Consider the following 19,303-nt stretch of genomic DNA (forward strand, 5'->3'; position numbering starts at 1 on the left):
CACCTCATTTTTCTATATAAGTACTCAGTTTTTTGGCAAGACCCTCATCAATCACCCCTACAGCAGCACGGTTCATCAAGGAAGTAGCCTCCTCAATTTCCTGACTGCTTAGAAGTTCAATGACAGGAACCTTATAAGTCTTTGCTTTGTCTTTTAATTGTTTTTGTGTTCGCAAGGATGCATCATTTGCAAGAACAATTAATTTTACTTGATGTGGTAAAGATTTCATTAACTCATCACCACTCACTAACAACCTAGCTCGTTGACATAAGCCCAATGTTTGTTGAAACCTTTGTTTAGTCAACATGTTTCAACAACTCCTCATAAATTTCGTTTGGAACCTTGCTTTTTAAACTTTTATTTAAAAGCCCTTTACTTTGAGCACTTAAAATTGCTTCTTTATTTTTCTGTATATATGCGCCTCGTCCATTTTTTCGACCCGTTAAATCAAGTTCTACTTCACCATCAGGTGTCAAAACAACTCGGATTAATTCATTTTTTGGAAATTGTTCACGACTTACGATACATTTTCTCATGGGTGTCTTTTTCATTTTACACCTTATTCTTCGTCATAGAATTCGTCGAATAAGTCGAAGTCAATCTCTTCTTCATACCATGAAGATTCCTCTTCTTCTTGACGTTTTCTAATTTCTTCTAATTCATCGTCACTATACTCTGGAACAATTTCATATTCTTTTTCTTTTAATAATTCTGATGTGCTAACTGGCTCATCAAAGCGACGTTTTTTACGTCCACGCCCACCACGTTGATCTTCATCTTGTTTCGATGCATCCGCCAATTTCTCAAATTTGGAAACATAATCTGTTCTTGGTCTAAATACATCTTCACGTTCGATGACAATTCCTTCATCTTCAAGTTCAACAGCAGGTGCAAATTCTACTTCTTCTTTTTCTTCTATTGCTTCTTCAACAACTTTTTCTTCAACAATGTCTTCTTCAATGTCTTCAACTTCAGGAGCAATCACTTCTTCAAACTCAACAATTTCTTCTGGTCTTTCATCATTGAGAACGATTTCAGTTTCTTCGATAGTTTCAACACTAGCGTCAACAACAGGTTCAACTTCAACAACGACTTCTTCGACTTTTTCTAAGCTTTCGAGGTACTCTGTCATTTTGCTCATGTAATCAATGTTTTCACCGTCAAGATCTGACGCTGACTTAATATCGATTCTTTGTTTTGTTAAACGAACCGCTAAGCGGGCATTTTTTCCTCGTTTACCAATTGCCAGTGATAATTGATCATCTGCAACAACAACAATTAAGCCTTTGTTATCTTCATTTGGGTAAACTGCTAATACTTCAGCTGGAGCCAAAGCATTACGAACTAATTCAACCATGTTTTCTGACCATTCGAAAATATCAATTTTTTCACCGTTTAATTCTTCAATAACTTCTTGGACACGGCTTCCACGTGGCCCAATACATGCACCAATCGCATCAATGTCTGGGTCATGTGAATAAACGGCCATCTTTGTCCGGTCACCTGCTTCACGAGCAATTGCTTTAATTTCAACTTGACCATCAAATATCTCAGGAACTTCAGTTTCAAATAATCGACGAACTAACATAGAATCGGCACGTGAAACCAAGATTTGTGCTCCCTTAGTGTCACGATTAACATCCGTAATAACAACTTTGAGTGTTTGACCTTCACGGTAGTTTTCTCCTTCAATTTGTGCTGAACGTGGCATAACAGCCAAATACTTCCCTAAATTAACAACAACAAATTTTTCTTCGACAGATTCAACCATCGCCATAATCATCTCGCCAAGTTGATCAATGTATTCATCATAAATCGCTTGTTTTTCAGCTTCACGTAATTTTTGTTTGATAACGTTTTTAGCCAAAGTCACCGCAGCACGACCTAAGTCAGCAATCGGTTCTTCAACACGATAGTATTCACCAATTGGTAATTTTTCTTCAATTTCATCAACGCCAACTTCAAGTTCATCGTCTTCCACTGTTTCAACAACTAGAAATTTATGGAATAAACGCATTTCTTCTGAATCTTCGTCAATGACAATCTCTACCAATGCATCTGGAACGCCAATTTCACGACGATACGCTTTAACCAGTGATTCCTCTAACGCCTCAGCGATAACATCTCGTTCAATATTACGATGTTCTTCAAGTTCTTGAATTGCTGTGACAATATCTCTAAAATTCATTTCTTTTTCTCCCTACCCAATCCTTTTTAGGATTCAATTCATACTTTGTGACTTTCATAATCAAACCTTCACCGCTAAACGGCACATTGAAATGTTATTGAGTGGAATATCCGCTTCCTTGAAACGGTGCATCACTTGATACGATAGTCGCATCATCTCATCATCCACATGAACAACAGTTCCTTCAACATAGTCGGCACCTTGAAACGGATTTTTAAATTTAACAAGAACATATTGTTCTGTTAAAGTATGAAAATCATCAGCTTCGATTTCTCGTTCCGCTCCAGCAGAACTTACATCAAGGCTAATTTCAAAATCAATCGCTTCACCAAAGGCACGACTTGCATCAACACAGGTATCCAAACTAATCGCTTGAAAATCTTGATGTGCAATTCTCAAAGCCATTAAGTCATTGTTTACAAATTCAACATCAACTATTTCTAAGCCCATTTGGTGAGCGACATCAACCAATACTTCTAAATATTTTTCCATAATCGCTCCTTACACAATATATAAGGAGTGGTCAGACCACTCCTTTGTTTCCTATGCTTTAATTATACACCAATTTTTTACAAAAGCCAAATAATTAGAACAGACTCATTTGGTTACTATCTTGAAGGTGTTTGGTAACATTTAACTCGTCTAATTTTTTGATGAGGGTCGAACTGACTCCAGCTCTTCGCATCATGTCTTCTTTTGAAATAAACATTTCTTCATCACGTGCCTTAACAATGTTTTGAGCCACTGAATTACCTAAGCCATCAACCACATTAAAGGGTGGTAAAATCGCTTCGTCATCCTGTGGATCTAAGATAAATTGTGTTGCGTGTGAATTTTCTAAAGACAAAGGATTAATTTTAAAGCCACGATGATTCATTTCCAATGTGACTTCAAGTGTATCAATGAGGTTTTTCTCTTTAATCGACACATCACGCATTGTTTCAAATTGGCGTAATCGTTGATTAATAGAATTTAAACGATGAGCAATTGTTTCGGTCGCTGCAGTCATTGTTTCAAGCTCATAAGCATTCACCCGTAATGTAAAGTAAACAGCGTAATAAGCTAAAGGATAGTACACTTTAAACCAAGCAACTCGAATCGCCATCATAACATACGCAGCAGCATGTGCTTTGGGGAACATATACTTAATCTTTATACAGGAATCGATGTACCATTCCGGCACATCATTGTCTCTCATAACTTTAATCCACTCATCACGAAGACCTCGCCCTTTTCGAACAGATTCCATGATATCAAATGATGTTTTATGGGGCAGACCATGTTGCATGAGGTAAACCATGATGTCATCTCGACACGCAATAACATCGCCTAACTCCAAGCCATCCTTAATGAGGGTTTCGGCATTATTGGCCCAAACATCCGTTCCGTGTGACAGCCCTGATATCCGAACAAGATCAGAAAATTTATTCGGTAAAGTCGCTTCGAGCATTCGGCGCACAAAAGGTGTTCCAAACTCTGGCAGACCTAGCCCACCTGTTTTTTCAAAATATTTTCTTTCATCAACACCCAACGCTTCTGTTGAACTAAATAAAGAGATTGTTTTTGGATCGTTCATTGGGACTGTGTGGATATCAACCCCTGTCATCTCTTCAAGAAGTTTCATCGCAGTAGGATCAACATGACCTAAAATATCCAACTTTAAAACATTATCATCGATATCGTGAAATTCGTAGTGAGTTGTGTACCATGATGAATTGGGATTGTTGGCTGGGTATTGAATCGGCGTAAAATCATGAACATCCATATCGGAAGGAATAACAATAATCCCTCCTGGATGTTGCCCGGTTGTTCGCTTTACCCCTTCCGCACCTGAGGCAAGGAATTCTTTCCAAGATTTATTTTCCGATTCAATTTTCATACTTTCTTGATACCCAAGCACATATCCATAAGCAGTTTTTTCCGCAACCGTTGAAATCGTTCCGGCTCTAAACACATAATCCTCACCAAAAATTTCTTTCGTGTATGCATGAGCATGTTCTTGGTAATCACCTGAAAAGTTTAAATCAATATCAGGAACTTTATCCCCTTCAAACCCTAAGAAAGTTTCGAAAGGAATATCTTGTCCTTCACGAAGCATGTTAACATGACAAGATGGACAATCTTTTGCTGGTAAGTCATAGCCACTGGAGTATTCTCCCTCAGTAAAAAATTCTGTGTGATGACATTGTTCACAAATATAATGAGGAATTAACGGATTGACTTCCGTGATTTCAGAAAGGGTCGCAACAAATGAGGAACCAACTGATCCCCTTGAACCCACTAAGTATCCATCTTCGAGCGATCGTTTAACAAGCAAATGCGAAATATAGTAGATAACACCATAACCATGACCAATAATTGACTTAAGTTCACGAACAATTCGTTCTTCGACAATTTCCGGTAAAGGATTACCGTATATTTTTTCAGCATTTCGATAAACAATTTCTTTTAACAAGGTATCTGAATTATCAAGACTTGGTGTGTATAATCCTTTTGGAACAGGTGCAACCTCTTCAATTTGTGCAAAAAGTTCTTTTGGATTAGTGATGACATATCGGTATGCTTGTTCTTCGCCTAGGTATGCCATATCGTTCAACATCTCATCTGTTGAACGAAGGTGTTGATTGGGTGCTTGGAATCGTAAACGTCTCTCTTCGTTGAATATAAACAATGGATGACGCGTTCCGCCAATACCTTGAGAATGAATATAAACATCACGAAGCATTTTTTGATTGGGATGATTATAATGAACATCTGAAGCACCAATCACAGGAATACCAAGTTCATTTGCTGTTGAAATTATTCTCTGAATGATTTCAATGAGACGTGCTTCGCTTGCAACCGCATTTCTTTCCAATAGATGACTATAAAGATTGAGTGGCATCACCTCGACGTAGTCATAAAAACTCATTGCAGTTTTTAATGCAGCTTGTCCTTTATTTGAAGCAAGTTCGAAAATTTCTGAGTTTGTACAGCCAGCACCAATTAATAGATTTTCTCGTCGTGCATCGAGTTCGGATCGAATAATTCGTGGTTCTGCCAAAAATTCTTCGCCGCCTTTTGAGGATTTACCCGATGATGCAAGATATTTTGTATGGGAGATTGAAACGAGTTCATAAAGACTTTTTAGACCGTCTTGATTTTTCGCAATAACATTCACATGTTGAGCGCGTAACTTCGCAAACGCTTGGGAATCACTGAGTTTCTGTAAGTCAGTAATACAGTCAAGTTCTTTTAGTGATTGATGACGCAACATTTCTAAAAAAACCAAACTTAAAACTTCAGCATCATAATCTGCACGGTGAGCAACTCCTTCATCATAGCCAATCTTTAAAAGACGAGCAATGCTACCCAAACGATAGGAGCGTCGATCAGAATAAAGAACTCTTGCAAAGTCTAGTGTATCAATCACCGGATTTGTTAAGGGACTTCGGTTGAGTTTATTCATCGTTTCTTGAAGGAAATCAAGGTCAAAGCCCGCATTATGTGCAACCAAGGTATCATCTTGAATAAACTCAAGAATATCATCAATTGCTTTGTCTATCGGGGCAGCATGGCTCAAATCCGCATTTGAAATCCCTGTTAATTCTTGAATAAAAGGCTTAACAGTTTCTTCAGGTTTAACAAACATTTGCATTTTGTCGATAACCTTACCATTCACAATCCGTACAGCACCAAATTCAATGATTTCATCATAATAAGCTGAAAGACCAGTGGTTTCAAGGTCAAAAACAATGTAGTTACCTGTGTGTAATGATCGTTTTTGTGCCTGGCGCACAATTTGTAAGTCTTCGTCAACTAAATTCATCTCCAAGCCATACCCCAACTTAAATTCGTGGTCGGGGTGTTGTTTTCGAAGGCCTTGAAGATGACGGTATGCTTTAGGGAATGATTGAACTCCACCATGATCTGTTATGACAAATCCTGGCATTTTCCATTCAAACGCTTGATCGAGGTATTCAGTAACATCACTGACACCATCCATATCCGATTTATTGGTATGCAGATGAAATTCTACCCGTTTTTCTTCTGCACGATCAAACCGGTCAAAAAGCCCTTCAACTAGATCGTATTGATGGATTTGAAAAACAAAATCTTTGTCAAACCGTGCTTCATAGATATAATGACCATACACTTTGACCGTTTTCCCTTTTTTCAAAATTTCGTCTTCCTTTTCGACAAACTCCATGGCCATCAACGCAGATTTACCATTATGAATGCCATATTTAACCAAAAAGTTCCCTGTTCGTGTCTCGCGGACATCAACTTTGAATATTTCACCGACGATTGCTACAAACTGTGCTTCAGTTTGTAAATGATCGAGTGCAACATCTTGATATTGTTCTTTTTTGGAACGACGTCGTGGGGTTCTATCAACTGTTTGTGTTTTCGTTAATGCTTGAGGTTTATACTCTTTTTTTACTTTAACCGTAAGATTCTCTTTTTTGTGCTCTTCCAAAACAGCGAGGAGTTCTAAATTAATTCCGCAGCCCTGCATCGCCTTCTTTAAAAAAGGAAGTTCTTCTTCAACTTGATCTTTATGGTGCTTGTTCAAACACATCAACTTAATATCGCCGTTGACTTGTAACGTAACATCACGCATCGCATTCAATGTCTCCCTGTTGACACAGTAATCTAAGTACATGCTCAAATTTGTAAAATCAAGCGTGCATGTTTCTGCTGATACTAAAAGTCTAACTTCCGTGTGTGTGTAAGCTTCAATTGCTTTCATTAACATTTCGTAATTTTTATAAAATATTGCATCATGTGTAAATAATGAGACCATTAATTGAGCCTTATCCTGGTCATAAATTGCCGATAGTAAACGGACATTTTCTAATTCTTTTTGTTGGTCTATCGGAACCTTTAATTTCTCTAATAAATCTTTCAATGTTTAGCCTCCCCAGTGTACAATTATTTAACTAATTTTTTAAATGCATCTTGTGCTGCTTTTTGTTCAGCACGTTTTTTTGACGTTCCGCTTCCTTGACCAAAAACTAAGCCATCGACTTTCACAAGCACCTCAAAAACTGGTGCGTTGGATGGACCTGTTACATTTTTAACTTCATACGAAACAGAACGGCGTGAATCGGATTGAATGTATTCCTGTAACTTTGTTTTATAGTCGGTAATACTTAACGCTTCCAAATTCGCCATTTCTTCTTCTAAGACGATATCCAGAATTTTCTCAACAGACTCTAAACCTGTATCAAGATAGACAGCTCCAATAAAACTTTCAAATAGGTCAGCAATAATTGATGCACGCTTACGCCCACCATTTTTTTCCTCACCCATCCCCAATAATAAGAACTCATTTAAACCAAGTTGCAAACTATAATTCATAAGGGCTTCCTCACAAACAAGTTTAGCTCGATATAGCGTCATTTCACCCTCGTTTAAATGGTCTTCGTGGGAGTACAAACGTTTTGACACTAAAATTTGCAAGACGGCATCTCCCATAAACTCTAACCGTTCATTGTCTTCCAATTGTTCTTTTGACTCATTCACATATGAAGCATGAACAAATGCCTGACGTATCAATGTTTTGTCCTTATAAGGAACTTTAATTCTATCCAATAACTTAAAAACACTCATCGTTAATCATTCCTTCTTTCTATTTTCAACAAGACGCTTTATGTGTTGATTCAGCGTTGGATATAACGTTAATGACGCCATCAGTGAAATAGCATCTTGTTTCGCTAACTCTAGTAATTCTACATCATCAAAAACATTTGCGAGATGAAAGCTTGGTAAGCCTGATTGCCTTGACCCTAATAAATCACCCATACCCCGTTGTTTTAAGTCGAATTCACTTAACTTAAACCCATCATTGTATTGGACTAATGCATCTAAGCGCTCCACACTTTCTTCTGTTTTATGAGAACTCAAAACATAACAAACACCTTTTTTCTCACCACGTCCAACTCGACCACGCATTTGATGTAAGGTCGCTAAACCAAATTGCTCTGCATTATATATAATCATGTGTGTTGCATTATGGACATCAATTCCAACTTCAATCAACGACGTACTAATGAGCATGTCAATATGACCTTCTGTAAATTCTTCTAAAATCATCGCCTTCTCTTCAGCACTTAATTTTCCATGAAGCATCACAACGCTATATTTGTTAAATTCATTCTTTAAATGTGAATGGATCTCTTCAACATTCTTAATGCCTGATCGTTCACCCTCATTGATTGCCGGACAAACGACATACACCTGTTCATTTCGCTTCAACGCTTCTTCAATATTAGGTTGAATTAAACGAATTGAATTTTCCTTAACATAAATCGTATCAACATTGGTTTCGTTACTGTGTGTTAATGTCGATACCTCTAAGTTCATAAATAAACTGTGAGCAAGTGTTTGTGGAATCGGTGTCGCAGATAACATTAAAACCTCAACATCTTTTCCTTTTTTTATTAATTTTTCACGTTGTTCAACTCCAAAGCGATGCTGTTCATCGATAATAACCAAACCCAATTTTTTGAAATTTGTTTGCTTTTGAAATAGCGTATGAGTCCCCAATATGAATTGAGCTTCGCCACACTCAACCTTATCAAAATCTTCAGCTTGACTATTTTGATTTAATACAGTCATTGCTACGTTTGAGAACATACGTTTAAAACTCTTGGCGTGTTGATACAATAATAACTCTGTGGGTACCATCATAGCAACTTGATACCCTTGTTCGATCATACTTAAAGCTGCCAAGAAAGCAACGACAGTTTTACCACTCCCCACATCCCCTTGCAACAATCGATGCATACTTTTCGAATCATTCATATCTTCAAGAATGCTTTCATATGCACGCTGTTGATCATCTCGAAGTGCAAATGGAAGTGTTTCTACTTTCTCACTCAACAAAACATTGCGGGACACCCCTTGAAGATTCAAATGTTGAGCATAATGATTACTTAAATGATACATCAGGAACTCTTCATACTTAATTGAACGAAGAGCTTGATTCAATGAGTCCAAATCCAAAGGATTATGAATGACTTGCATTGCTTCTTGCCGCGAAACAAGATCACGAGATTGTTGAAGATTTTCAGGAATCACATCGTTCAATTGAACATTTTTCAATATTTTTTTCATCAATTGACGAATGCTATATTGACTAATTTTCGCTTTACTTGGATAAACAGGTTTAATGACAAGTTCAGATAAATCATCGGGTTTAGAAATTGTTTGTGCCAAAACTTTATTTTGGTCTTGAACAACCCCAGCAACTGTTATCCCATGGTCATAGTGACTTGTTTTCAAAAAAGCTCGATTAAAGATTGAAACTTGAACCTCGGTGTCATCAAACATGACTGTAAAATTTGTAACCGATCTATTTTTAGCAAAACGAACATGACGAAAAGGAGACAATAAATCTCCTGAAAATATAATGTGATCACCTTTTTGCCATTGTTCTACTGCTTTATGTTCATTGATTTCATAACGGCTTGGGAAATGAAATAAAAATTGTGCTGGTGAACGATAGCCTAAATCTAAAATGATCTTACTTTGGTTTGGTGTAATATCCATAGAAAATAAAAGGGCACACGCCCTTTTATTCAACTCCTATAATGAATGCATAAACAGGTTGTCCACCTTGAACAGATTCAACCTCAACGTCAAATTTCTCTTCAATATAATCAATGAGATCTGTAATTTCTTCATCACTCACGCCTTCGCCAGCAATTAAGGTTACAAGTTCATCATCTACATCGATTAGTTTATCGCATAATAATTTAGTCGTTTCTAATTTATCAGGATTGGTAACAACGATATCTTTTTCAAGAATCCCCATAAAATGGTCTTTCTTAATTTCCATTGATTCAAACATTGTATCTTTGATTGCATAGGTAATTTGACCTGTTTTTGTACTGTCAATTGCCTCTTGCATCTCTACAATATTTTCATCCAATTCAGCTTCTGGATTAAACATAACACAAGCTGCTAATCCTTGAGGAATTGTGCGTGTTTCGAATACATGAATATCTTTATCTTCTAAAATGTCTTTCGCTTGTTTTGCTGCCATGAAGATATTTGAGTTATTTGGTAAAATAAAGATATGATCGGCATCAATTTTCTCAATCTTGGCAATGAAGTCTTCAGTTGAAGGATTCATTGTTTGACCACCACTTATAATGTGTTTAGCACGCAACTCTTCAAATAAACCAACAATCCCATCACCTGCTGCAACAGAAACAATTGCATATTTTTCATGAGTAGAAATTGTAAGTTCTTCATGATCAGTCAATGCATTGTGTTGTTCTGTCATGTTTTCAATTTTTAATTTAACAAATTCACCATATTTTTGTCCTAAATTTAATGCATTACCAGGTGTTAATGTATGAACGTGAACTTTGACTAAATCATCATCTGTAACCACAACTAAAGAATTCCCTAAATCTTCTAAATCTTTACGGAATTTCGCTTCGTTATATTTGTGGCGTGAATCATCTTCTAAACGAAGAATAAATTCAGTACAGTATCCAAATTCTTCATGGTCAATAAATTCAGCGGCTTGTTCTGCTTGTTCATCAGCATCCAAGCGTTCAATTGTTTCACCCTTGAGTGTTGCTAAAAAGCCTTCAAGAACAGTTACGTATCCTTTACCACCACTATCAACAACGCCAACTTCTTTCAAGACTGGTAGAAGTTCTGGTGTATTGTCTAAGGATACATTGGCACGCTCTACTAAGAACGTGAAGTATTCTTCAAGACTAATTGTAGGGTTTTTCAAAGCATAATCGTAAGCTTCTTGTGAACTTTCACGAAGCACTGTTAAAATCGTCCCTTCAACTGGACGCATAACTGCCTTATACGCTGATTCTTTCCCTTGTTGAAAGGCAGAAGCAACTTGTAATACATCTGCTTCTTTTAAACCTTCAACACCACTTGCAAACCCTCTAAAGATTTGTGAAAGAATAACACCTGAGTTTCCACGAGCACCCATGAGCAAGCCACGAGATAAAGCCTTTGAAACTTCTCCTAAATTCGATGATACTGCTTTTTTAGCATCATTGAGTCCATTTGTAAATGTTAAATTCATGTTTGTCCCAGTATCCCCATCAGGTACTGGGAAAACATTCAATGCATTAATCAATTGATGTTGGTTCGTAAGATTATTTGCACCATTTTCTAACATTTCTAAAAATAAATCTGCTGTTAGTGTTTTCATTATTTATCAACCTTTATCCCTTGAACGTAAACATTAATCGCTTCAAACTTTTGTCCTAGCGTCTTCTCCAACATATATTGAGTTTTCTTTTGCACCTCTAAAACAACTTCTGAAATTTTTACGTTATAACTTACAATAATATAGACATCGAGTTCAAACCCATTGTCAATTCTTCGTACAATTACCCCTTTTGAGTAATTTTCACCTTTCAACAATTCAGCCAGCCCATCTTTAAAGACTTGCTGCGAGGCCATCCCAACGACACCATAACATTCTGTTACAACACCGCCAGCTAGCATTGCGATAGCTTCATCTGATACATTAATTGTTCCAAACTTTGTAGTTTTTTCAATCGCCATCGTTATTCCTCCTCATTCTTTTATATTTTAATTCTCAAAGTCGCATGGTTTTGCCGTCGCAACTTGAGTATCTTCTGTTGGTCCATATTCCAAAAGATATATACATTTATTTTTTGGTTCGGCTCCACTTATTATAGTAGCATAATTATTCAGTAATGGTAAGGTCTCTACACTTGTAAAAACATAGTAGCCATTATTCATCACAAGTTTCACTGATTCTTTTTCAAATTTATCTTCGATGTGAATTATTTCAGAAATCGCAATTCTAGAGCCTTCATCGACCGTTTTCAGTTGTGAAATAATGTTGTTTTTCAAAGCATCATCTTTAATATTCACTAAAAGTGGTAAGGCATCAATTCCTTTAATATTTTTATCATCAAGTTCAATTTTTGCGCCGTTTTCAAAATAAATCAGATTTTTTTTAGTTTTTTCATAAGCAATCGGTGTCTCTTCTTCAATTTGTAGTAAAGCTGTTTGATCTTTATAAATAATTTTAACATGACTGTCTTTAATGTATTCGTTTTTATTTAAACGACGTTGAACACGACCAGACCAATTTAAAATCATTCGATCGTTTTTTTTCAACTTGGATAAAGAAACAACCTCACTATCACTCAATAATGCATTGCCTTTCACATGAATTTTATTTAATCGTGACCCTTCCCACTGGTCAAATTTATAACCCGCAAGAAGAAAACAGACAAGCAAAGAAACCATGATTGACCGCTTAATAAATCGTCGACGTTTTGTTTTTCGTTCATGTTTTTTTCGTCGGTCTAAATCGGCCTTGATTTTATCAAAGGAATCCGTTTGATCATTGAGTTCGATGCGTTTGTGTCTCATTTGACCACCGTTTCAATTAATTGATGAATATCTGAAACAGCTTCTGGTTTAGCCATGTGTTTAGCGTTAGCTGACAATGCATTTGTCAACACTTCATCATGTAAGACCTCGTTTATCTTAGTCAATAAACCCTCACCCGTTAAACCTTGCTCCTCCAATAACACACACGCATCCACATCACTCAAGGATTTCGCATTGAAAAATTGGTGATTATTCGCGACATGTGGACTTGGAATCAGTATGCTTGGAACCCCAAACGATTGAATTTCAGCAATCGTTGAAGCACCAGCACGGGCTACGGTAAGATCAAGTTTTGGTAAAAGTGCTTTCTGATCAACAAAGCCTGTTATTTTTACATTGTCTGGCAAGTTTTTAAAGTTTGCCTCAAATGATTCGATATGTAAGGGCCCTGTTGCTAGAATCAGTTGATAATCAAGTTGATTCAATGATTTTAACATTTCAAAGAAAATAGGATTCATTGCTGATGAACCTTGTGACCCCATTACAATAAGCACTGTTTTCATGTCATTTTTTAAGTTGAGTCGTTCAAACTCAGCACTAGAATCAATGGTTTCATCAATTAATGAAGCTCTTGGATTTCCTAAGTAAAACGAGTTTGACATTTCACTAAATGCTTCTTTATAGCATGTAACAATTGCTTTAGAGCGTTTCGCCAATAACTTATTCGCTTTCCCTGGATAAGCATTTTGCTCATGCAAAACCAAGGGGATACCCAATGAATTTGCCGCGATTCCAACTGGAACCGATACATACCCACCAAATGCAAAAACAACATCAGGCTTTAAATCTTTCAAATGTTTTTTTGCCTGTCGAATCGCTTTGAATTGCGAAAACAACGCTTTAACTTTGTCAACTTTTGAACCTTGCAAGCCTTTGTTATGTATTGGATAGAAATCATAGCCTGCTTTAGGAACAATCGTTGATTCCATTTTATGGTCATTCCCAATAAAAACGACTTCAACATCATCTTGTTTTGTTGCATAATCTGCATAGGTAATGGCTGGGAATATGTGTCCCCCACTTCCTCCTGTAACAATACAAATCTTCATAATTTAGCACCTCATTCTTCGTTAAATTCTAACCCTAAGTGAGCATAAGCTCTTGGTGTAACAATTCTTCCTCTGGGCGTTCGATTAATGAAACCTATCTGTAATAAATAGGGTTCATACACATCCTCAAGTGTCATGACTTCTTCAGAGATTGATGCTGCAATGGCTTCAATTCCGACCGGTCCGCCATTAAACCGCTCAATAATTCCGTTTAAATAGCGAATATCCACATCATCTAAGCCCAATGAATCAACCTTTAATCGGGTTAATGCCAATTGAGCAATGCCTAAATCAATGTGATTATCGTTCAGAACTTGAGCAAAGTCACGAACACGACGGAACAGACGGTTTGCAATTCGAGGTGTACCACGTGATCGACGCGCTATTTCTAAAACAGCATCTTCATCAATATCACTCTCTAAAACTCGGGAGGTTCGTGTCACTATTTTACATAATTCTTCGGTACTGTAGTACTCTAGTTTTGACACAATGCCAAATCGATCTCGTAGCGGTGCTGATAAATCTCCAGCCCGAGTCGTTGCACCGATTAGTGTAAAGGGCGGAAGGTCAATTTGAATGCTTCGACTTGAAGCGTCTTTCCCCACAATTAAATCCAAACTAAAATCTTCCATTGCCGGGTAAAGAACTTCTTCAACCATTTTGGGAAGACGATGGATTTCATCAATAAAAAGCACATCTCCTGGTTCCAACATACTTAAAACTGCCGCTAAATCTCCGCTTCGTTCAATGCTTGGACCTGAGGTAATTTTAATATTTGCTTCCATCTCATTCGCAATGATATGAGCCAACGTTGTTTTCCCTAGGCCTGGCGGGCCATAAAACAAGAGGTGATCCAATGTTTCTTGTCGACCTTGAGCGGCTTGCATAAAGATATTCAAATTATCTTTTAAAGCATGTTGACCAATATATTCGCGGATTGATTGTGGACGGAGCAATTCTTCATCTTGATTATCAATAATCTCACCAGAAACAAGCCTAGACATCATCGACCACCTCGACTTGCTAAGGTTTGTAAACCAAGTTTAATAAGTCCATCGACACCCAAATCACTGTTTTTTTCTAACAGTGGAGTAATGGATTTAAGCTCTTTACTGGTGAATTTCAAATCTTTTAAAGCCTCTAAAGCTTCAGTGACTTCACTTGTTTCTACTAAACCTACAACCTGCTCACTCAGTTTGATTTTCCCTTTCAAATCAAGAAGAATTTGCGATGCCGTTTTTTTACCAATACCAGGCAACGACTTTAAATAATCAACATCATCGTGTTCAATCGCTCTTAAAAACTCATCCGCTGTTGTTTTACTCAGCATGTTCATAGCAGTTTTGGGACCAATCCCTTTAACATTAATCATCGCCATGAAGACATCCTTTTCAACATCTTTCAAAAAACCAAAGAGTAAGATTGCATCTTCACGTACATGTTGGTACGTATGAATTTTGACTTGTTCGTTTTTTGAAACAGCAAAAGGCTTGCTCATGAAAATTTGATAAGCAATGCCTTGGTTTTCTAACAGGATTGAATCTTCGTTTTGTGCAACACAATCGCCTTTAATATAAGCTATCATTTACATCACCATCTTTATTCTACCATACCTTCATCGAAAACAAATTGAACATTCTCTAAAATGACAGTATGACCATCCCTTGCTCCTTTATTTCTTAATTCTTGATCAACACCTAATCGCTTGAGTGCCAAACCAAATTGGATGACAGACTCCTCAGAATCAAAATCAAATTGTCTGAATAATTTCGCAACAGCTGGACCTTCTAAACGCCAGGTATCTGAATTAATTTGGATGACATCAAATTCTTGCTGAGGTGCATGATATTTAAAGACAACAGTCTCATGTTGTTCTTCAACAATTTCTTCTTTGTTTTCGTCTAAAATATCAGCTAAACGGTACAAGAGTTGATCAGTTCCTTCATTCACTAAGGTAATTAATTCAAACACTTCAATTGTTGGGTGCTTTACCTTAAATCGTTCAAGGTTATTCGACGCATCTTCCATATCCATTTTATTTGCTGCAACAACCATTGGTTTTTTCAGCAAATCCGGATTGTATTTTTCTAATTCATTATTAATGACATCATAATCATCAAGTGGATCTCGGCCATATTCGCCACCCATATCTAAAACATGAACTAAAACACGGCAGCGTTCAATGTGTTTTAAGAATACATGACCCAAACCTTTCCCTTCATGAGCATCTTCAATGAGTCCTGGTAAATCAGCGACAGCAAACGAGCGATGATCGTTTGTTTCCACAATCCCTAAATTGGGAGAGATTGTTGTGAATGGATACTCAGCGATTTCAGGTTTAGCTCTAGTAATTACAGAAAGAAGTGTTGATTTCCCTACTGATGGAAATCCTATTAATCCCACTTCCGCCAATAATTTTAATTCTACACGTAGTTTTTTCGCTTCCCCAAGTTCCCCTTTTTCACTAAAATGAGGCGCAGGATTATTCGGTGTCGCAAATCGAGCATTTCCTCGACCACCTTTACCACCTTTTGCGATTATTTCACGTTGACCATGTTTTGTTAAATCGGCGATGACCACGCCGCTTTCAAGCTCAGTGACGACAGTTCCAACAGGAACATGTAAAACTAGATCTTGACCTGAACGGCCATGCATCTTTTTAGTTTTACCATGGTCACCACCGCTTGCTTTTAAAATTTTATTGTATCGTAAATCTAAAAGTGTTGATTTATGGGAGTCCGCTTCAAAAATAACATCACCACCACGACCTCCATCACCACCATAAGGTCCTCCCAGTGGGACATGAGCTTCTTTTCTAAAAGAAATTAGACCATTTCCACCATTTCCTGAGACTACTTCGATTTCAATCTTATCGACAAACATATTTAAAGACCTCCTTTCAAATAAAAATCCCCATCAATCACGATCGATGGGGATAATTGTTAAGCAATTGGGTAAACAGAGACACATTTACGATTTTTGCTGATACGTTCAAATTTTACAACGCCATCAACTTTCGCAAATAAGGTATCGTCACCACCACGTCCGACATTTTCGCCTGGATGTATTTTTGTTCCTCTTTGACGGTAGAGGATTGAACCTGCTGTAGCAAATTCTCCATCAGCGCGTTTTGATCCTAAACGTTTAGAATGTGAATCACGACCGTTTTTAGAAGACCCTACTCCTTTTTTAGAAGCAAAGAATTGTAAGTCTAATACGAATTTCATTGGAATTCCTCCTTTTCTATTATTTTTATATAATTGCCATATTGTTCTTCAATGGTTTTTAACTGATAATAAATAATCTTCATCATTTCTTGTTTTTCATCTGAACCAGACCATTCAATTAAAATTAACGGTCTTGGACTAATTTCGTAGTTAAAGGGGTAATCAAGTTCATTCAATGCATTTAACGCACCAATCATGATACTGCTTACACCCGCACAAACCAAATCAAATCCATACTCACCAGATTCAGCATGATCCCAAACTTTAATTTGAGATATGTTATTGTTTTTTTGACAAACAACTTCAACTTTAATCACGATTATGAAACGATATCTTCAATAATTAAGCGTGTATACGGTTGACGATGTCCTTGTTTACGACGGCTTGAGACTTCTTTAGCGGTATATTTGAAGATCGTAATCTTCTTCCCTTTCCCATGCTTGTCAACTTTAGCTGTAACTGAAGCACCTGATACATAAGGCGTACCAATTTTTAATGCTCTGTTTTTAACAGCAACGACAGTATCAAAAACAATTTCTTCGCCTTCTTCAAGATCTAATTTTTCAACATAGATTGTTTGACCTTTTTCAACACGAACTTGTTTTCCACCTGTTTCAATGATTGCGTACATAGCGCACCTCCTTTTATATTACGTCAGACTCGCTACACAAGGTGAATGTTTCCATTACTTAAAACCCAGTCATATGCGGTTGGAACACTCAATATAAGTGAGATGTTCAACATAGCCTTTTAACGCTTTAACATTATATAACAAATTACCTTTCTTGTCTAGTTAATTCTTCATTGCTTTATCTGCGTCTTGGTGAGGTTCGTTTTGTAGATTTCCCAAGACACATTAACGAAGATATTAAGATTACCTTTAAAGTTTATCATCTTCTAACGACTAGGTCACCTACTTTTCTCTATCTATAAAAAATACAAACTTCTTATTTTTAATAAATGTTTTTTCATTACCGGAAAAGAATTGTTAAACTCGCACAGATTTCACACATTTTGAGTGTCAATGAGCCCTTAAATATGATAAAATTATTGAGTATATAAGGAGCGGATATAGCCATGCAAGTTAAAAGAAATACAATACAAAAAAAAGCAATCTTAGCACTCGTTTTACTTGGTGTGTTAGTGATTGGTCTTGGGGTACTTTACAAAGTTACACGTTACCCAAGCGAACTTACTCAAGTGAGCCTTGAAAACAAAACAGTCGGAAGTCACGAGCAAGTGAAAGAAAAAAATGACACGATGATTAAAGTTTATCATTATCCGAAAACAAGTGTTAAGTCGTTGAATCAATGGATTGAGAACGAACACAAACATAATGATGAAATGATGAGTAAACTAAAAAAAGCTGAGCAAGCCCATCTGGTTAAACAAGATTATTCAATTAAAGAAACAGATGATTACCTCAGTGTCGCTCTTATTCTCAATGTTGATGGTAAACCACAAAAACAAACACAGCGAACCTTTTCAAAGAAAGATGATACCATGCTTCCTATTGGTGCCTTATTCAATGATACAGGACAAAACATTATCAGCTCACTTCTAAGAAATAACTACAAACAAGAAAAAATGAGCCGAAATGATTATCTTCAAACCTATTCTGCTGCAGAATTCAAAGATTTCTACATTGACGAAGAGACAATCAAAACAATGCATGCTGGACAAACCTTTGATCTACCACTCAAAGAAACATTAACGTACTTAAAAAACAATATTGGAAAGCACACAGTCAGTAAAGAACCAACACCTTCCGTCTACCTTGATGCTGGTGTAGATCCTGATAAGAAACTGGTCGCTTTTACATTTGATGATGGACCGCATTGGGAAGTTACTGAGAAAATTATGGATACCTTAGAAAAATATGATGGCCAAGGAACATTCTTTATGGTTGGTCAACGCGTTGAAGAGTCGAAAGATTACCCAAGAATCGTAAAGTCTGTTCTTGATCGGGGCCATCAACTTGCCAATCATTCTTATAGCCACGAAAACTTTAACTCCCTGGAGAAAAAACCATTAAATGAACAAATTGATAAAACCAATGATATTTTTTATAAAGCAACTGGTTATAAAGGTCCTTACATGGTTAGACCACCCTATGGGAATGCTAATGAATTTGTTCGTAACAATACAAATTCAGTCTTTGTCAATTGGTCTGTCGATACATTAGACTGGCAATCTCGAAATAAAAATGCGATTTGTAATGAAATCCAAAAACAAAGTCACGATGGTGCAATCATCTTAATTCATGACCTTTATGAAACAAGCTATGAAGGATTTGAATGCGGTATTAAAAAATTGGCTGATGAAGGCTACACCTTCGTCACTGTTGAAGAACTATTCAAAGCCCGAGGCATTCAATACGAAACAGGAGAAATTTATACTTGGGGTCCAAAAGCAAATTAAAACACAATCCATTCGAT

18 protein-coding genes and 1 other annotated feature are annotated in these 19,303 nt (G+C 36.8%); of the genes, 1 reads left to right on the plus strand and 17 read right to left on the minus strand.

Annotated elements, in window-relative coordinates:
- Positions 1-4: 4 nt before the first annotated feature.
- From GVV10_RS02910 to rplU, 17 genes are all read right to left on the minus strand, one after another.
- Positions 5-307: a L7Ae/L30e/S12e/Gadd45 family ribosomal protein gene (locus tag GVV10_RS02910; RefSeq protein ID WP_159519422.1), complete on the minus strand. Its 303-nt coding sequence runs from the start codon at positions 305-307 to the stop codon at positions 5-7.
- A complete protein-coding gene (rnpM, locus tag GVV10_RS02915; RefSeq protein ID WP_159519424.1) occupies positions 297-551 on the minus strand; it encodes an RNase P modulator RnpM in 255 nt (84 codons plus the stop codon). The genes GVV10_RS02910 and rnpM overlap by 11 nt, the downstream gene beginning before the upstream one ends.
- Before the next feature lie 8 nt (positions 552-559).
- Positions 560-2,188, minus strand: a complete 1,629-nt coding sequence (gene nusA, locus GVV10_RS02920) for a transcription termination factor NusA (protein ID WP_159519426.1) — start codon at positions 2,186-2,188, stop codon at positions 560-562.
- Positions 2,189-2,248: 60 nt separating this feature from the next.
- Complete coding sequence (locus tag GVV10_RS02925) at positions 2,249-2,680, minus strand: ribosome maturation factor RimP (protein ID WP_159519428.1); 432 nt, start codon at positions 2,678-2,680, stop codon at positions 2,249-2,251.
- Positions 2,681-2,774: 94 nt separating this feature from the next.
- Positions 2,775-7,079 carry a PolC-type DNA polymerase III gene (locus tag GVV10_RS02930; protein WP_159519430.1) on the minus strand — a complete coding sequence of 1,435 codons (4,305 nt, stop codon included), beginning with the start codon at positions 7,077-7,079 and terminating at the stop codon, positions 2,775-2,777.
- A gap of 23 nt (positions 7,080-7,102) precedes the next feature.
- Complete coding sequence (gene rnc, locus GVV10_RS02935) at positions 7,103-7,783, minus strand: ribonuclease III (protein WP_159519432.1); 681 nt, start codon at positions 7,781-7,783, stop codon at positions 7,103-7,105.
- A gap of 6 nt (positions 7,784-7,789) precedes the next feature.
- Positions 7,790-9,724, minus strand: a complete 1,935-nt coding sequence (locus tag GVV10_RS02940; RefSeq protein ID WP_159519435.1) for an ATP-dependent DNA helicase RecG — start codon at positions 9,722-9,724, stop codon at positions 7,790-7,792.
- Between the two features lie 25 nt (positions 9,725-9,749).
- Entirely contained in the window at positions 9,750-11,366 is a 1,617-nt protein-coding gene (locus GVV10_RS02945; protein WP_159519437.1) for a DAK2 domain-containing protein, read from the minus strand.
- The gene (locus GVV10_RS02950; protein ID WP_159519439.1) at positions 11,366-11,725 is read right to left on the minus strand and encodes an Asp23/Gls24 family envelope stress response protein; all 360 of its coding nucleotides are present in this window, start codon (positions 11,723-11,725) and stop codon (positions 11,366-11,368) included. Before GVV10_RS02950 ends, GVV10_RS02945 begins: the two co-directional genes overlap by 1 nt.
- A 27-nt stretch (positions 11,726-11,752) precedes the next feature.
- Entirely contained in the window at positions 11,753-12,568 is an 816-nt protein-coding gene (locus tag GVV10_RS02955; protein ID WP_159519441.1) for a cell division protein FtsQ/DivIB, read from the minus strand.
- Entirely contained in the window at positions 12,565-13,638 is a 1,074-nt protein-coding gene (gene murG, locus GVV10_RS02960) for an undecaprenyldiphospho-muramoylpentapeptide beta-N-acetylglucosaminyltransferase (protein WP_159519443.1), read from the minus strand. Before murG ends, GVV10_RS02955 begins: the two co-directional genes overlap by 4 nt.
- 11 nt (positions 13,639-13,649) lie before the next feature.
- Entirely contained in the window at positions 13,650-14,645 is a 996-nt protein-coding gene (gene ruvB, locus GVV10_RS02965) for a Holliday junction branch migration DNA helicase RuvB (RefSeq protein WP_159519445.1), read from the minus strand.
- Positions 14,642-15,223: a Holliday junction branch migration protein RuvA gene (gene ruvA / locus GVV10_RS02970; RefSeq protein ID WP_159519447.1), complete on the minus strand. Its 582-nt coding sequence runs from the start codon at positions 15,221-15,223 to the stop codon at positions 14,642-14,644. Before ruvA ends, ruvB begins: the two co-directional genes overlap by 4 nt.
- A 14-nt stretch (positions 15,224-15,237) precedes the next feature.
- The gene (gene obgE / locus GVV10_RS02975; RefSeq protein WP_159519449.1) at positions 15,238-16,521 is read right to left on the minus strand and encodes a GTPase ObgE; all 1,284 of its coding nucleotides are present in this window, start codon (positions 16,519-16,521) and stop codon (positions 15,238-15,240) included.
- Positions 16,522-16,580: 59 nt separating this feature from the next.
- The gene (gene rpmA / locus GVV10_RS02980; protein WP_159519451.1) at positions 16,581-16,865 is read right to left on the minus strand and encodes a 50S ribosomal protein L27; all 285 of its coding nucleotides are present in this window, start codon (positions 16,863-16,865) and stop codon (positions 16,581-16,583) included.
- Positions 16,862-17,182, minus strand: a complete 321-nt coding sequence (locus GVV10_RS02985; RefSeq protein ID WP_159519453.1) for a ribosomal-processing cysteine protease Prp — start codon at positions 17,180-17,182, stop codon at positions 16,862-16,864. The genes rpmA and GVV10_RS02985 overlap by 4 nt, the downstream gene beginning before the upstream one ends.
- Positions 17,183-17,184: 2 nt before the next feature.
- Positions 17,185-17,496 carry a 50S ribosomal protein L21 gene (rplU, locus tag GVV10_RS02990; protein WP_159519455.1) on the minus strand — a complete coding sequence of 104 codons (312 nt, stop codon included), beginning with the start codon at positions 17,494-17,496 and terminating at the stop codon, positions 17,185-17,187.
- Positions 17,497-17,511: 15 nt separating this feature from the next.
- Positions 17,512-17,587: a sequence feature (ribosomal protein L21 leader region), on the minus strand.
- 355 nt (positions 17,588-17,942) lie between these two features.
- Here rplU and GVV10_RS02995 point away from each other — a divergent pair.
- The gene (locus GVV10_RS02995; protein WP_159519457.1) at positions 17,943-19,286 is read left to right on the plus strand and encodes a polysaccharide deacetylase family protein; all 1,344 of its coding nucleotides are present in this window, start codon (positions 17,943-17,945) and stop codon (positions 19,284-19,286) included.
- Positions 19,287-19,303 lie beyond the last annotated feature (17 nt).

The organism is Erysipelothrix urinaevulpis, from assembly GCF_009828835.1.
Classification (GTDB): Bacteria; Bacillota_I; Bacilli_A; order Erysipelotrichales; family Erysipelotrichaceae; genus Erysipelothrix; species Erysipelothrix urinaevulpis.

Excerpts from the sequence above, each read along its gene's own strand:
- ruvA (WP_159519447.1), bottom strand. The coding sequence starts at position 15,223 with ATGATAGCTTATATTAAAGGCGATTGTGTTGCACAAAACGAAGATTCA.
- rplU (WP_159519455.1), bottom strand. The coding sequence starts at position 17,496 with ATGTACGCAATCATTGAAACAGGTGGAAAACAAGTTCGTGTTGAAAAA.
- murG (WP_159519443.1), bottom strand. The coding sequence starts at position 13,638 with ATGAAGATTTGTATTGTTACAGGAGGAAGTGGGGGACACATATTCCCA.
- rnc (WP_159519432.1), bottom strand. The coding sequence starts at position 7,783 with ATGAGTGTTTTTAAGTTATTGGATAGAATTAAAGTTCCTTATAAGGAC.
- obgE (WP_159519449.1), bottom strand. The coding sequence starts at position 16,521 with ATGTTTGTCGATAAGATTGAAATCGAAGTAGTCTCAGGAAATGGTGGA.
- rpmA (WP_159519451.1), bottom strand. The coding sequence starts at position 16,865 with ATGAAATTCGTATTAGACTTACAATTCTTTGCTTCTAAAAAAGGAGTA.
- rnpM (WP_159519424.1), bottom strand. The coding sequence starts at position 551 with ATGAAAAAGACACCCATGAGAAAATGTATCGTAAGTCGTGAACAATTT.
- GVV10_RS02910 (WP_159519422.1), bottom strand. The coding sequence starts at position 307 with ATGTTGACTAAACAAAGGTTTCAACAAACATTGGGCTTATGTCAACGA.
- GVV10_RS02925 (WP_159519428.1), bottom strand. The coding sequence starts at position 2,680 with ATGGAAAAATATTTAGAAGTATTGGTTGATGTCGCTCACCAAATGGGC.
- GVV10_RS02940 (WP_159519435.1), bottom strand. The coding sequence starts at position 9,724 with ATGGATATTACACCAAACCAAAGTAAGATCATTTTAGATTTAGGCTAT.
- GVV10_RS02945 (WP_159519437.1), bottom strand. The coding sequence starts at position 11,366 with ATGAAAACACTAACAGCAGATTTATTTTTAGAAATGTTAGAAAATGGT.
- GVV10_RS02955 (WP_159519441.1), bottom strand. The coding sequence starts at position 12,568 with ATGAGACACAAACGCATCGAACTCAATGATCAAACGGATTCCTTTGAT.
- nusA (WP_159519426.1), bottom strand. The coding sequence starts at position 2,188 with ATGAATTTTAGAGATATTGTCACAGCAATTCAAGAACTTGAAGAACAT.
- GVV10_RS02950 (WP_159519439.1), bottom strand. The coding sequence starts at position 11,725 with ATGGCGATTGAAAAAACTACAAAGTTTGGAACAATTAATGTATCAGAT.
- ruvB (WP_159519445.1), bottom strand. The coding sequence starts at position 14,645 with ATGATGTCTAGGCTTGTTTCTGGTGAGATTATTGATAATCAAGATGAA.
- GVV10_RS02995 (WP_159519457.1), top strand. The coding sequence starts at position 17,943 with ATGCAAGTTAAAAGAAATACAATACAAAAAAAAGCAATCTTAGCACTC.